12 protein-coding genes and 1 pseudogene are annotated in these 13,360 nt (G+C 57.2%); 8 read left to right on the top strand and 5 right to left on the bottom strand.

What is annotated here, in order from left to right; translation table 11 throughout:
• Positions 1 to 67: 67 nt before the first annotated feature.
• Together KKQ10_RS26645 and KKQ10_RS26640 are read left to right on the top strand one after the other, a co-directional pair.
• Positions 68 to 1,318: a ribonucleotide-diphosphate reductase subunit beta gene (locus tag KKQ10_RS26645; RefSeq protein ID WP_127651343.1), complete on the top strand. Its 1,251-nt coding sequence runs from the start codon at positions 68 to 70 to the stop codon at positions 1,316 to 1,318.
• A 349-nt stretch (positions 1,319 to 1,667) separates the two neighbouring features.
• Positions 1,668 to 2,201: a BRO-N domain-containing protein gene (locus KKQ10_RS26640; RefSeq protein ID WP_215502801.1), complete on the top strand. Its 534-nt coding sequence runs from the start codon at positions 1,668 to 1,670 to the stop codon at positions 2,199 to 2,201.
• Positions 2,202 to 2,340: 139 nt separating this feature from the next.
• On the opposite strand, the gene KKQ10_RS26635 is transcribed toward KKQ10_RS26640, so the two are convergent.
• The gene (locus KKQ10_RS26635) at positions 2,341 to 3,396 is read right to left on the bottom strand and encodes an HNH endonuclease (protein WP_252191770.1); all 1,056 of its coding nucleotides are present in this window, start codon (positions 3,394 to 3,396) and stop codon (positions 2,341 to 2,343) included.
• A gap of 221 nt (positions 3,397 to 3,617) precedes the next feature.
• Here KKQ10_RS26635 and KKQ10_RS26630 point away from each other — a divergent pair, with 221 nt between their 5' ends.
• Positions 3,618 to 4,601 (top strand): hypothetical protein, encoded by a 984-nt coding sequence (locus tag KKQ10_RS26630; protein ID WP_215502799.1) that lies wholly within the window; start codon positions 3,618 to 3,620, stop codon positions 4,599 to 4,601.
• 3 nt (positions 4,602 to 4,604) lie between these two features.
• On the opposite strand, the gene KKQ10_RS26625 is transcribed toward KKQ10_RS26630, so the two are convergent.
• Both KKQ10_RS26625 and KKQ10_RS26620 read right to left on the bottom strand, forming a co-directional pair.
• On the bottom strand, positions 4,605 to 5,795 hold the full coding sequence (locus KKQ10_RS26625) for a hypothetical protein (protein ID WP_215502798.1): 1,191 nt from the start codon (positions 5,793 to 5,795) through the stop codon (positions 4,605 to 4,607).
• Between the two features lie 63 nt (positions 5,796 to 5,858).
• Positions 5,859 to 6,674 (bottom strand): sulfite exporter TauE/SafE family protein, encoded by an 816-nt coding sequence (locus KKQ10_RS26620; protein ID WP_215502797.1) that lies wholly within the window; start codon positions 6,672 to 6,674, stop codon positions 5,859 to 5,861.
• A gap of 112 nt (positions 6,675 to 6,786) precedes the next feature.
• On the opposite strand from KKQ10_RS26620, the gene KKQ10_RS26615 reads away from it, so the two are divergent.
• Both KKQ10_RS26615 and KKQ10_RS26610 read left to right on the top strand, forming a co-directional pair.
• Complete coding sequence (locus KKQ10_RS26615) at positions 6,787 to 7,554, top strand: AraC family transcriptional regulator (RefSeq protein ID WP_215502796.1); 768 nt, start codon at positions 6,787 to 6,789, stop codon at positions 7,552 to 7,554.
• A gap of 93 nt (positions 7,555 to 7,647) precedes the next feature.
• Positions 7,648 to 7,965 (top strand): helix-turn-helix domain-containing protein, encoded by a 318-nt coding sequence (locus tag KKQ10_RS26610; RefSeq protein WP_215502795.1) that lies wholly within the window; start codon positions 7,648 to 7,650, stop codon positions 7,963 to 7,965.
• A 63-nt stretch (positions 7,966 to 8,028) separates the two neighbouring features.
• On the opposite strand, the gene KKQ10_RS26605 is transcribed toward KKQ10_RS26610, so the two are convergent.
• Positions 8,029 to 9,537, bottom strand: coding sequence for an amidase family protein (locus tag KKQ10_RS26605; protein WP_215502794.1), 1,509 nt, complete (start codon positions 9,535 to 9,537; stop codon positions 8,029 to 8,031).
• 112 nt (positions 9,538 to 9,649) lie between these two features.
• Positions 9,650 to 10,726 (bottom strand): MBL fold metallo-hydrolase, encoded by a 1,077-nt coding sequence (locus KKQ10_RS26600; RefSeq protein WP_215502793.1) that lies wholly within the window; start codon positions 10,724 to 10,726, stop codon positions 9,650 to 9,652.
• Positions 10,727 to 10,940: 214 nt separating this feature from the next.
• Here KKQ10_RS26600 and KKQ10_RS26595 point away from each other — a divergent pair, with 214 nt between their 5' ends.
• The 3 genes and pseudogenes from KKQ10_RS26595 (at position 10,941) to KKQ10_RS28900 (ending at position 13,241) form a co-directional block, all read left to right on the top strand.
• Positions 10,941 to 11,549, top strand: a complete 609-nt coding sequence (locus KKQ10_RS26595) for a TetR/AcrR family transcriptional regulator (RefSeq protein WP_127651329.1) — start codon at positions 10,941 to 10,943, stop codon at positions 11,547 to 11,549.
• A gap of 285 nt (positions 11,550 to 11,834) precedes the next feature.
• Positions 11,835 to 12,695: pseudogene (locus KKQ10_RS28905) on the top strand (PAS domain-containing protein); the annotation flags it as partial.
• A 51-nt stretch (positions 12,696 to 12,746) separates the two neighbouring features.
• Positions 12,747 to 13,241, top strand: a complete 495-nt coding sequence (locus tag KKQ10_RS28900; RefSeq protein ID WP_438819876.1) for a methyl-accepting chemotaxis protein — start codon at positions 12,747 to 12,749, stop codon at positions 13,239 to 13,241.
• Positions 13,242 to 13,360: the final 119 nt, after the last annotated feature.

The raw sequence follows: 13,360 nt of genomic DNA, 5'->3' as shown, positions 1-13,360 counted from the left end.
CGTGTGAACCACCCAACCATCAGGTTTCACACGGGGCGACAGGCCCTCACGCAGGAGACGACACGTCATGCTGAGCTGGGACGAATTCGACAAAGAAGACAGTGAAGTAGCAGCAGTGAAAGGCGCCAACGCCGGCCACGCTTCTGAAGCCAACATGGACCGCCTCGACAACGCCGGCGGCGCCGCCGCGCTCGAAGCCCGCGCCGTGACCGCCGACGACTCGGCCGCCGTGGCCCGCGCCAAGGCTGCACTGAACTCCCTCGACGTCGCCGAAGGCCTCGCCGAACTCGAAGGCGCTTCCGCCCGTGTCGCCGTTGACGAAAAGCGCATGATCAACTGCCGCGCCGACCTCAACCAACTCGTGCCATTCAAGTACGACTGGGCCTGGCAGAAGTACCTGGACGGTTGCGCAAACCACTGGATGCCGCAAGAAGTCAACATGACCGCCGACATCGCCCTCTGGAAAAACCCGGAAGGCCTGACCGACGACGAGCGCCGCATCGTGATGCGCAACCTCGGCTTCTTCTCCACCGCCGACTCCCTGGTTGCCAACAACCTGGTCCTGGCCGTGTACCGCCTGATCACCAACCCGGAATGCCGCCAGTACATCCTGCGCCAGGCTTTCGAAGAAGCGATCCACACCCACGCCTACCAGTACTGCATCGAATCGCTGGCCATGGATGAAGGCGAAATCTTCAACATGTACCACGAGATCCCGTCGGTCGCCAAAAAGGCAGCCTGGGGCCTGAAGTACACCCGTTCGATCTCCGATCCGAAGTTCGAAACCGGCACCCCGGAAACCGACAAAGAACTGCTGCGCAACCTGATCGCCTACTACTGCGTGCTGGAAGGCATCTTCTTCTACTGCGGCTTCACCCAAATCCTCTCCATGGGCCGCCGCAACAAAATGACCGGCGTCGCCGAGCAGTTCCAGTACATCCTGCGCGACGAATCCATGCACCTGAACTTCGGCATCGACGTGATCAACCAGATCAAAATCGAAAACCCACACCTGTGGGATGCCGAAATGAAGGAAGAAGCGACCCAGATGATTCTGCAAGGGACTCAGCTGGAGATTGAATACGCACGTGACACCATGCCTCGCGGCGTACTGGGCATGAACGCGGCGATGATGGAGGACTACCTGAAGTTCATCGCTAACCGTCGTTTGTCGCAGATTGGTTTGAAAGAGGAATACCCAGGGACGACTAACCCGTTCCCTTGGATGAGCGAGATTATGGACTTGAAGAAAGAGAAGAATTTCTTTGAGACGAGAGTGATCGAATACCAAACTGGTGGCGCTCTGAGCTGGGACTAATGGTCTCGCTTGGCACGATTTGACGATTGCTGCCTGAGTCGGTGAATCGAGAAAGCAAAAAAGCCCCGATATGATCGGGGCTTTTTTTATGGGCGATCGGTAATCCTTTTTATGCCTACGTCACAGCGTTCAATCTCCTACAGCACTTACAGTCGCTTCCCATTGAAGCCTGCCACGAGCACTACTAAGCTCCATCACAGGTGCCTAAGAAACGCCCAACGTAGAAAGCTTGGTCAGTGACACAGACGTGTAATTCGTCGGTGGCAACTGCTCTGCTCGTTGGGATTTCTTAAGTCCACTCTACGTTGGGGTCAGGCCTCCCAAAATCTAAAACGTAGAGGTCATAGATATGTCTGATCCGCTCCCGGTAATAGTGTTCTCTCGCCACAATCTTTCTCTACATGCCCTTTTACTCGAAAACCAGCCATGGTTCTCCGCCCGAGATGTCGGCCGTTTGATGGGTTTCCATCTGAATGAGCGGGTGGTCAACAAGCTAGATAGCGATCAACGCCGCGTCTTGTGGATTGAGTACTTTCGAGAACCAGAACAGCAGTTGATGCTCAGTGAATCTGGGGTGTACGCGCTGTTGGTCTATCACTATGTTCCGGGGAATCGGTTGTTGCGTGAGTGGCTGACCAATGAGGTAGTGCCGACCTTGCGCGACGCAGCAGATTCGGGAGATTCAAATCGGCCAATGCTGAGCTTGTTGGATTGGCCAGAGATGTCGTTGAGTCTGCTGCATTGGCAGGATGAGGGCTGGATTCGGCTGCGGGATATGCCTTATCTGTTGCGGGATCAGACTCAGCGAAGAATCACTACGATTCGACCTTGGTGGCGACGAGTTGCTCAGGCGCTCCAATCTTCGAAGCGCTCAATGGGTTAGGTGACGTGTTTATAGGAGCACTTGCGAGCCCCATACCGACTCTTCGTAAGGAGTTCATGGCAACCAATCAATATCGACCGAGGGTTTGCCCCCTCGGCGTACATATGTGTACGAAAAAGAAAACCCGTGATGGGCATACTCAACCTTCAATTGCTTCCAAGCGAAGCTTCAATCTCTGATTCACCAATGCGCCATGCACCCCAGAGTGAATTTCCCGGTGACAACTTGGACATACAGCAGCCACAAACCGTGGGTGGTCTAAACCGCCATCGGAGAGTCTATTCACATGATGCGGCTCTAAATAGGGTGTGCCATCTTTCTTCAAGAACGGAGCTGGCATCTCACAGCTTTCACATATTCCCTGAGCACGCATCAATACGTAGTACGAGACCTTCCGACTACGCTCATAAATCTTACGCGGGGCGGATTGCACGATTCCATCACTGGCAAGCTTACATGCAGCCAACGCTACCAGCCGCGCAGCAGCCAGAGACTCAGGAAGGTCAGCCTTATCCTCGTCCTCTTTACCAACCTCAATCGTTCCGCCAGAAATACCAACAGGGACTAGTCGAAAAACAATAGCCGCACGATCCTGGCCAGTTACATCCGGTTGAGTCCGCGTGAACATATCAGCACAAGAAAACTCACCCACATAAGCGCAGCCTTTTCCTTTGCCGAGTGACTTAAACAAATGCAGTGCTCGGCCATCCACGGCATGCTCAGCAATAGCGCGGTTGCCACGAGTCAAAGTCATCGTACCTCGCTGCCCTTCGCCCGTGTAAAGGTAGGCGCCGTCGTCCCAACGATCTGCATAACCGTATTGTTCACCGCTATCGCCAGTGAACAAAAAAATCACTGGATAGATAGCTGATGCTGCAATGCCGCTCTGCCGACTACCGCCGAACGGACCATTGATTTCAGTTTTTCGATCGTAAATAGCCTCCGGCGTGAACTGTAACACTAGCTCACCCTCTCCGCGCGGCAACTCCACAACAGTGAAGCCTCGCTTCTTAAGGTAACTGTTGGCAGGATGCCCGCCCGAAAACTCGCCTACGGAAATACCAGTCGCCAGAGAGATGATTTTCTTCACTGGGTACAGCTCACCTCCAGCGTTAATGGCATAACGATGAGCTTGGTTGTTTTCCCAGTCTCGCCACTCAGACCTACTCCGAAATTTATGATCAAACTCCAGCATCGCGCTGCCTATTCGTTCCTTCGAGACCGCCTTGATCACCACGAGTGCCGCCTTTTGTAGTTAATGGCTGTAGGAAAATTCCTATAGTCTCCAAACTCCAAAAGGGTTTCAATACATGACAGAGCAAAGAGCCACTATTTATAGGCGTTACATTTAAATAGCGACGTGCTCCCCTAACTCGTTAACTCTCCATCTTCTCCTCAAGGATCCGAGCCCTCACCATGAAATTCGATCTCGCCTACTGCCTCAGCCTCGACGACAAGTTGTCGATCTATGACGTTCGCGATCTCAATTTCGATGAGACGGTGGCGTTCGATTCGGCCAAGGAGCATTTCCAGTGCCCCAACGATACCTGTCGTTTGGCGTTTGATGCGTCGAATGAACTGGGCACGTTCAACGCCAAGAATGTGAATTACGTGCGCACGCCGCACTTCAAGAACTTGCCCGGTACGCAACATGTGGTGGGTTGTCCATATGTGAGTTTGAGGGCTTCAGCGTCTGGCGTTGAGACGGCGGATGGCGAGGCGGATGACGGTCGTGAAGAACATTTCCCATCAGAGTTGTTGCTGACCCGCCGTGAGTATGCGCGCAAGCCTGCTGCGCCCGCGGGGGTGGCGGATGTGTTGCGGGATGATCCGGTGCGGGTGGCGCAGGTGAGTTCGAAAGAGTCGCCGGGGCGTGAGACGGCGCCGGACAAGACCAGTGTGTTTGCGCATCCGGTGGAGTGTTTTGTGTCTAACTTCGCCGACAAGGAGTTGCTCAAGCGCATGCCGTTGAAGATCGGTGAGCACACGGCGCCTTATGGGTCGTTCTTCAAGAAGATTGAGTATCTGACGGACAACAAGGGGCTGATTTACTGGGGCAAGATCAAGGAGATCAAGGATTACACCCAGAGTTTTCGCATCGATTTCGAGCAGAAGGTCTGGTTCAAGCAGGCGGATGAGGCGAAGAAGAAGCCGTATTCGGTGAACGTTTACTTGAGCAAGAAGTTGATCGACAACTACCGCAAGCGCAAGGCGTTTCTGGAAGAGATCAAGCACGCGATCGACAGCGATAAGGAGTTGTTCTGTTTCTTCTATGGCGTGACGCCGGAGTTGAAGCAGGTGCCGAGCAAGAAGAACCCCGAACAGACGTTCGGGGTGTTCAGTGCCAACATCGAGAACCTGGATCACTTCATTGTGCGGGAAGCACCAGGGTTGGCGTGACGGTTAGTCTTTGGGCAATTGCAGTTTGACGGCACCGGGGTGTTGTTTGACGACGGCGTACGGCAGGATCGACCAGTCGGGCCTGTCGCAAGAGCGTTGTACTCGAGCGAAGTAAGCACCCAGGTACAGGCCCTTATCAGTGAAGTACCACGGTGAAGTTCCCCAGATGCTTTCATCTGTGAAATCACAGTCGTCATCTTGCGCCGGTTTCTTCATTTCCGTGGGGTACAGGGCGGTGAATTGCTTGATGACCCAAGGCACCAGCTCTTTGCTGACATACCGATAACGCACGTCACTTTCGGCCTCGCTCAGCGGTTTGTCGCCAAGGCTGTCGCGCTCGGCGTGTAGCAATGGTTTGCCTTCACCGACCCACAACACATCTTCAAGCGACAGTGGGTGACCGGTTTTCACGTCGATGTTGAGCGGGGAATCACCGAAATCCGGATGCGCGCCGCCGCAGTAATAGCTGGTGGAGATGTTCAGGCTGACCACGGCTGGCGAGATCATTTTCGGCTCTGCCTGCTGCATGAATTCGACGTTTTCTCCACCCCGCAACTGGCAGCTATGGTAACTGATGACTTCATTCCAGAGTCGCCCGAGCAACTGCTGGTTTACCCGCTGCTGATCATCTTTCGACAATCCGGACTCCACGCTGAACAGTGAGATCTTTGTCTCAGGCTCCGTCCACCATTGCAGGTCGTAGCCCATGAAGTTTTCTTTCTTCTCCGGCTTGAGCTTGAGCCCCTGCAGGCGCAGATACTCGTAAGGCTCGCCGTTTGGCAGCGCGGCAATGAACGGCAAAGTTGCTGACGTTGGCGCGGGAAGTTTGGCCTCGGCGAGTTTAACCGGCAGTTTCTTTCCCTGCGGACTTTGCCATTCACCCTGCCAGCCATTGGCAGTCTCTTCCAGCTTCAGAGTCGGCAGCGGTTTGTCGTCGCCATAGCGGTTGTTGCCTTCAACAAGGCTCAACGTGCTGTCTTGCAGCGAACCGCTAAGTTCCAGGTCGCGGTGATACTTCTCATAGAAGTAGCGACCGGTGACTTCGTCCTGCTGCGTGGTGTTGAGCTCAACCACAATCGGCATCTTGCCCAGCGTGCCGGTGAACACGCGGCGGCCATCTTCGGCATGGGCAGCGGAAATCAGTGTGAACAGCGCCGCGGCGTATGGCGCCAGACGCAACAGTCCCTTGAACATGGATCGATCCCTGAATGAATGAGGCTGCGGAGTATGCAGAGGATGCGCGCAGGAATCGAGGCTCTACTTGAGCAGCATGCCTAGCATCACGATGATCAGCAGCGCGATGTACACCCAAGCATGCACCCGATCCGGTATCCGCCCGATCCACGGCGTGGCCATTCGAATCCCCAGCAACGACCCCAGCGTCAACACCGCAAACGCCAGCAGATCCACATAACCGACAAACCACGCGCCCAGATCCGTTTCGCTGAAACCGGCCAGTGCCATGTAGGTCAACGTTCCGGCCACTGCCACCGGCACGCTCAATGGGTTAGCCATGGACGTGGCTTGCGACATGCTCAGCCCGCACCGACGCAACAGCGGCACGGTCATGACGCTTCCTCCTACGCCGAGGAACGTGGCGATGGCGCCGATGCCTACACCGCCGCCATACGTTTCTGTACTGCTGAGTCGGCGTGGGATGACGCCTTCGGTGCGAGTGAGAAAGCCGCGTCTGAGCAGGCAGTCGATGATAGTCACGCCGAGGTAGGTGATGAAGGCGTAGCGAATGACGTCGCCACTGACCCACACCGCGGCTATCGCGCCAATGATCGCGCCGAGGGCGATGAAGCCTCCGAGTGGCCATAGGTAATGGCGGATCAGGTTGCCGGCGCGGCGGTGTTTGTCGGTGGCGATCAGGGCGTTGACGATCATTACGCAGGTCGAGGTGGCGACGGCGATGTGCATTGCCGATTGGCCGATGGGGTCGTCGGCGCCGTGGCTGGCGGTGAGCAGGCGGTAGAGCAGCGGCACGACGACGAAGCCGCCGCCGAAGCCGAAGAGCACGGCGGTGACGCCGGTCAGGCAGCCGAAGAGGGTCAGTAATAGGTAAAACATGGCACGTCTTCCGGTGATGGGGAGCAGTCGACGATAGAGCGGCGCGACTTGGCCTGCTTCAGCAACTCAGCCAATAATGTTTGCGTTTACGCCAACTACCGGGAAACGCTCGATGCGCAATGTTTCGATCAATCTGCTGGATGACACGCCACGCCCGGTGGTGGCGATCGGTACGGATTATTCCCACGGCCATCTGTTGCCATTTCATACGCATCGGCGGGCGCAGCTGTTGTACGGCGCGACCGGAGTGATGCAGGTCCGCACCCATGACGGCAACTGGGTGGTGCCGCCGCAACGGGCGGTGTGGATTCCGCCGGGGGTGGCGCATGAGGTGTTGATGCTGGGGGTGAGCACGCGCAGCTTGTACATCGAGCCGGGGACGGTGGACTTGGGGCAGCGCTGCCAGGTGATCAGCGTTTCGTCGTTGATGCGGCACTTGTTGATGGAGGCTGTGGAAGTGCCGCAGGCCTATGACCTCAACGGACGCGATGGTGTGCTGATCGAGCTGTTGCTGCATGAACTGGCGGGCAGCGTGCCCCTGCCCTTGCACATTCCACTGCCGACTGACGGAAAGCTCCTGGCTTTGTGTCAGAGCTTTCTGCATCAACCGAACGCCCATCAGTCGCCGCAACACTGGGCCGGGCAGTTGCACATAAGCTTGCGCACCTTCAACAGACTGTTTCGCCAGCAAACGGGGCTGAGCTTCAGCCAATGGCGGCAACAGGCCTGCGTGGTGCTGGCACTGGCACGGCTGGCGGCCGGTGAAGCGGTGACGCGGATCGCCCTGGACTTCGGTTATGAGAGCCCCGCGGCGTTCTCGACGATGTTCCGGCGCATCCTCGGACAGGCACCGTCCGTCTGGTTGGAGGCGGCGAACTAGGGCAAATCAAAAAATGCGTTTGATCCCGGCCGAAAACAACTGTACAAAAACACAGTACATTTTCAATCAGCACTCTTGAGCCCGGAGCACACCATGGCCTCTCTTGCGATGAACCACATCCTCGAACGCATTGCCCTTTTCCAGTTCACCCCGACGCACTGCGTCCAGGCCCGAGCGATGCTTGGCTGGAGCGTGGAACAGCTGTCACGCGAGGCGGAGGTGGCGGTAGACGACATCCAACGCTTCGAGGCGCAGCAAGAGGTGACGGATGCGGCGCGGTTGGCGTTGGCTTATCGGCTTGAGGCGCAGGGGCTGGTGTTTTTTCCGGGGTTTGCGCCGGGGCGTGGCATGAATGTGCAAGGGGTTACGCCACACCGGGTGGATCGCGAAGATTTCGCGATGGCCGATTGAATCATCACGCGTTTGACAGAACGGCATCGCCCGTGAGAGCGACGCCGTTCTATGGCAGTAGCGTTATTTGAATGCCGGGTGCTTGAGCTCGGCCGATTCTTGCTCATAGCTGTAAGCCATGGCCAGCAATTGCGGATCGCTCCAGCGTGTGCCGAAAAAGAAAACCGAGGTCGGCATGCCGTCAGCCCTCATGCCCGATGGCAAGGTGATCGCTGGATAACCCGCGACGGCGGCAGAAAACTGCGAATAGCCGTCGTCCTCGGAAACCAGCGCGTCGAGATTGTGTTCACGCAGTTGCTCGTCGATGGCCTCTTTGAAATTTGCGCGGAGGGTTTCGATGATCGCGGCCGCTTCCTGCGCTGTCGTGGTCGAAGCCTCTATCGCTTCGAGCATTGCCTGGCCGTAGCCTTCATGGCCGGGATTAATCCGGTTGAATTCAATCAACGACTGCAACGACTGAACAGGCAAGCCAGTGCGGCTGGCGAAGTATTCCGGCAGTTCATGCTTCATGCCGCCCATCAGTGCGTCAAAGTAGCCATCCATGTCGGGCATGCGAATCGTCAACGGAACCAGGGTCGCACCCTGCTCCTGCATGTTGGCCATTGCCATCAGGAATTCAAAGCTGGGGGTCAGCGGCACGCCGTAGGTTCCCGCGTAGGCGACAGGGTATCCAATGCGCTTGCCGTTCAAGGCATCCCTGGCAAGTAATGCGGTGTAATCGATACCGGCAGGCGCGTCTGTGGTGGCGGCATCGGCAACATCGACACCTTGAAGCGCGTTGAACATCAGCGCGGCGTCCATCACCGTGCGGGTTAACGTACCGGGTGTATCTTGCAGACGAGTAATGGGCACCACGCCCGATCGGCTGAACAATCCTAGCGTCGGTTTGACACCCACCACACCATTGGCCGTTGCCGGGCATGTAATCGAGCCGTTGGTTTCGGTACCGATCGTGAGTGGCGCAAAACCCGCCGCAACGGCAACCGCCGACCCCGCGCTGGAGCCACAGACCCCGGCGCTCAGCACATGAGGATTTTTACTTTGGCCGCCACGTCCGCTCCAGCCATGGGGCAGCGTCATGTCACGCACATTGGCCCATTCGCTCATGTTGGTTTTGCCCAACACGATTGCACCGGCTGCGCGCAGTTGTTTAACGATAAACGCATCTTTCGCCGCTGACTGCCCCACCATGGCCAAAGAGCCAGCGCTGGTTTGCATCTTGTCAGCCGTATCGACATTGTCCTTGAGCAAGACAGGAATACCGTGCAACGGACCGCGGATCTGGCCTGAAGCGCGCTCCCTGTCCAGAGCCGTCGCGATTTCGATCGCATCAGGGTTCAGCTCAATGATTGCGTTAAGGGATGGCCCTTGCTTGTCCAGCATCGCAATACGAGCCGTCAAATGCTCGACCAGCGTGACCGCGGTCAGTTCGTTGCTGGTCATCATTCTGCTGAGTTCACTGGCGCTCGTGTATTCAAGCGCATCGGCTGCGCCAGCAATGTTTGGCGCCACCAGCGCAATCACAATGGCTCGGGCCAGCAAATTCGCTCGTTGTTTAATGCGGTACTTCATATTTATCGTCCTTGTTTAGGCTAGTCACGAGTGAGTCATTCACTCGCGACCAAGCCTACCGAGAACGAAGGAAACAGCTGTCAGCCCCATACCCCTCAAATGGTAGGAAAAGTCATCCTGACTTGTAGCCGCTACAGGCAGAAGAGGAATTTTCCGACACTTCATGTTCCAAATTAAGCCACCACGTCTGTCCACGCTTGGGCTGGGCCAAATTAAACGCCTCGCCCATCTGCGGCGTGGTAATCGAAACGCTGCGTTCCCAAGCCAGTGCCAGAATCCGGTCAAACGGTTCATGCCAGGCATGCATCGCCAGGTCGAACGTGCCGTTGTGGATTGGGAATAGCCAACGGCCCTTAAGGTCGATGTGGGCCTGCAATGTTTCTTCCGGTTGCATGTGCACGTGTGGCCATTCGACGTTGTAGGCGCCGGTTTCCATCAGGGTCAGGTCGAAGGGGCCGTACTGCTCGCCGATGCGTTTGAAGCCGTCGAAATAGCCGCTGTCGCCGCTGAAGAAGATCCGCGTGTCGTCGTTGATCATCACCCACGAGGCCCACAGCGTGCTGTTGCCGTCGAACAGGCCACGGCCGGAGAAGTGCTGCGACGGGGTGGCGACGAAGCGGATGCCGGCGATTTCGGCGCCCTCCCACCAGTCGTATTGGCGGACTTTGCTGGCGTCGATGCCCCATTTGATCAGGGTGTCGCCGACGCCCAGCGGGGTCAGGAAGTAGTTGGTCTTGGCCGCCAGTTTCAGCACCGCTTCGTAATCGAGGTGGTCGTAGTGGTTGTGCGACAGGATCACCGCTTCGATCGGTGGCAACTGGTCGATGCTGATCGGCGGCTGGTGGAAGCGTTTCGGGCCGGCCCATTGCACGGGCGAGGCGCGCTCGGCGAAGACCGGATCGGTAATCCAGAACTTGTCACGCATCTTCAGCAGCAGGGTCGAGTGACCGAGACGGTAGACGCTGTGATCAGGCGCTGCCAGCAGGTCTTCCTGCGTCAGCGGTTGTACCGGGATCGCGGCGGTCGGACGCGTATTGCGCGGTTTGTGGAAGATCATGTTCCACATGATTCGCAGCATTTTGCGAAAGCCTTCGCGCTGCACCGGCGCATGGTTACGAAACAGCCCTTGATCCTGGCGAGAGGCTTCAGGCGTGGAAGTTTGATCCGCAGAGAACTCTGGATTGGCCATGACTGAATGACTCCAGAAAAACCGCGCAATTCGCGGTTTTTCACGGTGGGACGATAAATGGCCAAAGCTGCACGCATAGGCCGAACGACTGTTTTTTAGGTTGCGCGGATTAACGCAACATTACACTGGACGGTGTAGTTTCTAGGTTGCATGAAACGTGATGACAAGTAAACTTCCAAGTGTAATTTCACCTTTTTCCTGCCGAAGCGTACTTATGACAGCTCCAAAGCGCCTCACCGACCGCAAACGCGAAGCCATTATTCAGGCGGCGATTGCCGAATTCCGTGCCAACGGTTTCGAGATCACCAGCATGGACAAGATCGCGGCCACCGCCGGGGTGTCGAAGCGCACGGTGTACAACCACTTCCCCAGCAAGGAAGAGCTGTTCGCCGAAATTCTCAATCAACTCTGGGCACGCATCACCGCCGAACAGGCCGTGGCCTATCGCGCGGATCAGCCACTGCGCGAGCAATTGCAGCAGATGCTTTTGGCTAAGCTGCAGATGATGGCCGATGACAACTTTCTCGGTCTGGCTCGGGTGGCGATTGCTGCCACCATCCATTCCCCGGAGCGCGCGCAAGACATGGTGGCGCGTATGGGCGAGCGCGAAGAAGGCCTGACGGTGTGGATTCGCGCGGCTCAGGCGGATGGCCGGCTAAAAGCTGTGGAGGCGGATTTCGCCGCACAGCAGGTGCAAGGGCTGTTGAAGTCGTTCGGTTTCTGGCCGCAGATTTCCATGGGCCAGCCACCACTGGACGCGGCAACCCAAAAAGCCGTGGCCGAATCGGCAGTGGAGATGTTTCTGGCGCGTTACCAGCTCTAAACCGCCCCTCTTTCGCGCCTGCCACGCTTAAGTGACGCTGATTATTCCCGTTGGAATAAATGACAACGTCCGACAAAGAGCCGACGGACGGTCGCCCTGAAAAAAATACTGCAAAGTATTTCAGGGATAAATCCGGGCGTGGCGCTAAACCGTCCGAGGTGCAACGACACCCTCTCAATCACCCTTTGAAAACCGGCAACCCTGCTGACTCGCATTTTCTTGTACAACTAAAAATAGTTTGTATAAGATCAGTCCGCCAGCCTGGATGCTGGCACTTTGCAGTCAATGGCAAATGCTCATCCAGCATTTGCTCTGCCAGCGCGGAAACAGGGACACAAACTTCGTCTTTCCCTACTTCCAGGTACTGCTCACATGTTTTTCAATCGCCACCAGTCCGCCCTCAACGACCTTCAACACACCATCTCCCAACAGAATGGCCTGCTCGAGGCCATCAACCGCTCCATGGCCGTGATCGAGTTCGACCTCGACGGTGTGGTGCTGAGTGCCAACGACAATTTCCTCAAAACCACGGGCTACCGCGCTGAACAGGTGATTGGCCAGCCCCATCGGCGTTTCTGCCCCGCAGAATTTGGTCGCAGCGAGCAATACACCGAGCTGTGGTCGCGCCTGAAAAACGGCCAGTTCCAGTCCGGCACCTTCGAACGGGTCAACAGCCAGGGCCAGCCAATTTGGCTGGAGGCCAGTTACAACCCGATCAAGGATGCGTCGGGGCGTGTGGTGAAAGTGGTCAAGTACGCCCTGGACGTGACGACCAAGGTCCAGCAGGAAAGCGAGGCCAGCGCCAAGCTGCAGGCGATCGACCGGGCAATGGCAGTGATCGAATTCGATCTCGACGGCGGTATTCTCACGGCCAACCAGAATTTTCTGACGCGCATGGGTTACACGCTCGCGGAGCTCAAGGGTAAACATCACCGCTTGTTCTGCCGGCCGGAGTTGGTCAACAGCAGTGCCTACGAGGATTTCTGGCGGCGGCTGAATCAGGGTGAGTTGTTTCAAGGCCAGTTCGAGCGCGTCGACAAGCGCGGGCAGACCGTGTGGCTGGAGGCCAACTACAACCCGGTGTACAACGCCTCCGGGCGCTTGTGCAAAGTAGTGAAATTCGCCACGGACGTCAGCGCCCGTGTCGAACAGCACGAGCAGGATGCACGCAGCGCCAGCGCGGCTTATCACATTTCCGTGGCAACTCGGAAAGTCGCCGAGCAAGGCACCCAGGTGATCCAGCAAGCCGCCAGCGAAATGCGCGAAATCGCAGACGACATCGCGCAGTCCTCGACCTTGATCGCACAGCTTGGCGAACGCTCGGAGCAGATCACGACAATCGTCAACACCATCCGCGCGATTGCCGACCAGACCAATCTGCTGGCACTCAATGCCGCCATTGAAGCAGCGCGCGCCGGGGATCAGGGCCGCGGGTTTGCGGTGGTGGCGGATGAAGTGCGGCAGCTGGCGGCGCGCACCAGCGGCTCGACAGCGGAGATTTCCAACATGATTGGTCTGATCCAGAGCGAAACCCGCCAGGCGATCAAGAGCATGGAAGGCACCCGTGGCCGAGCGGCGCAAGGCGTCGAATTGGCCGATCAGGCCGGCAGCGTGATTCTGCAGATTCGTGATGGCGCCAGTGAAGCGGTGCAGGCGGTGAGCATGTTTGCCAATGAGCGGGCGCCGGGCTAATGGATGTATCCGGCCGTTAGACCGCGTTGCAGCCTTCGCGAGCAAGCACGCTCCCACAGGGAAACGCATTCCAATATGGGAGCGAGCTTGCTCGCGAAAGGGCCATGATGGGCTCGGCA

Source organism: Pseudomonas sp. MG-9, from assembly GCF_018729515.1.
Taxonomy (GTDB): Bacteria; Pseudomonadota; Gammaproteobacteria; order Pseudomonadales; family Pseudomonadaceae; genus Aquipseudomonas; species Aquipseudomonas serboccidentalis.
Note: the sequence above shows the minus strand (reverse complement) of the source record. Positions and strands in the feature narration are given on the sequence as shown.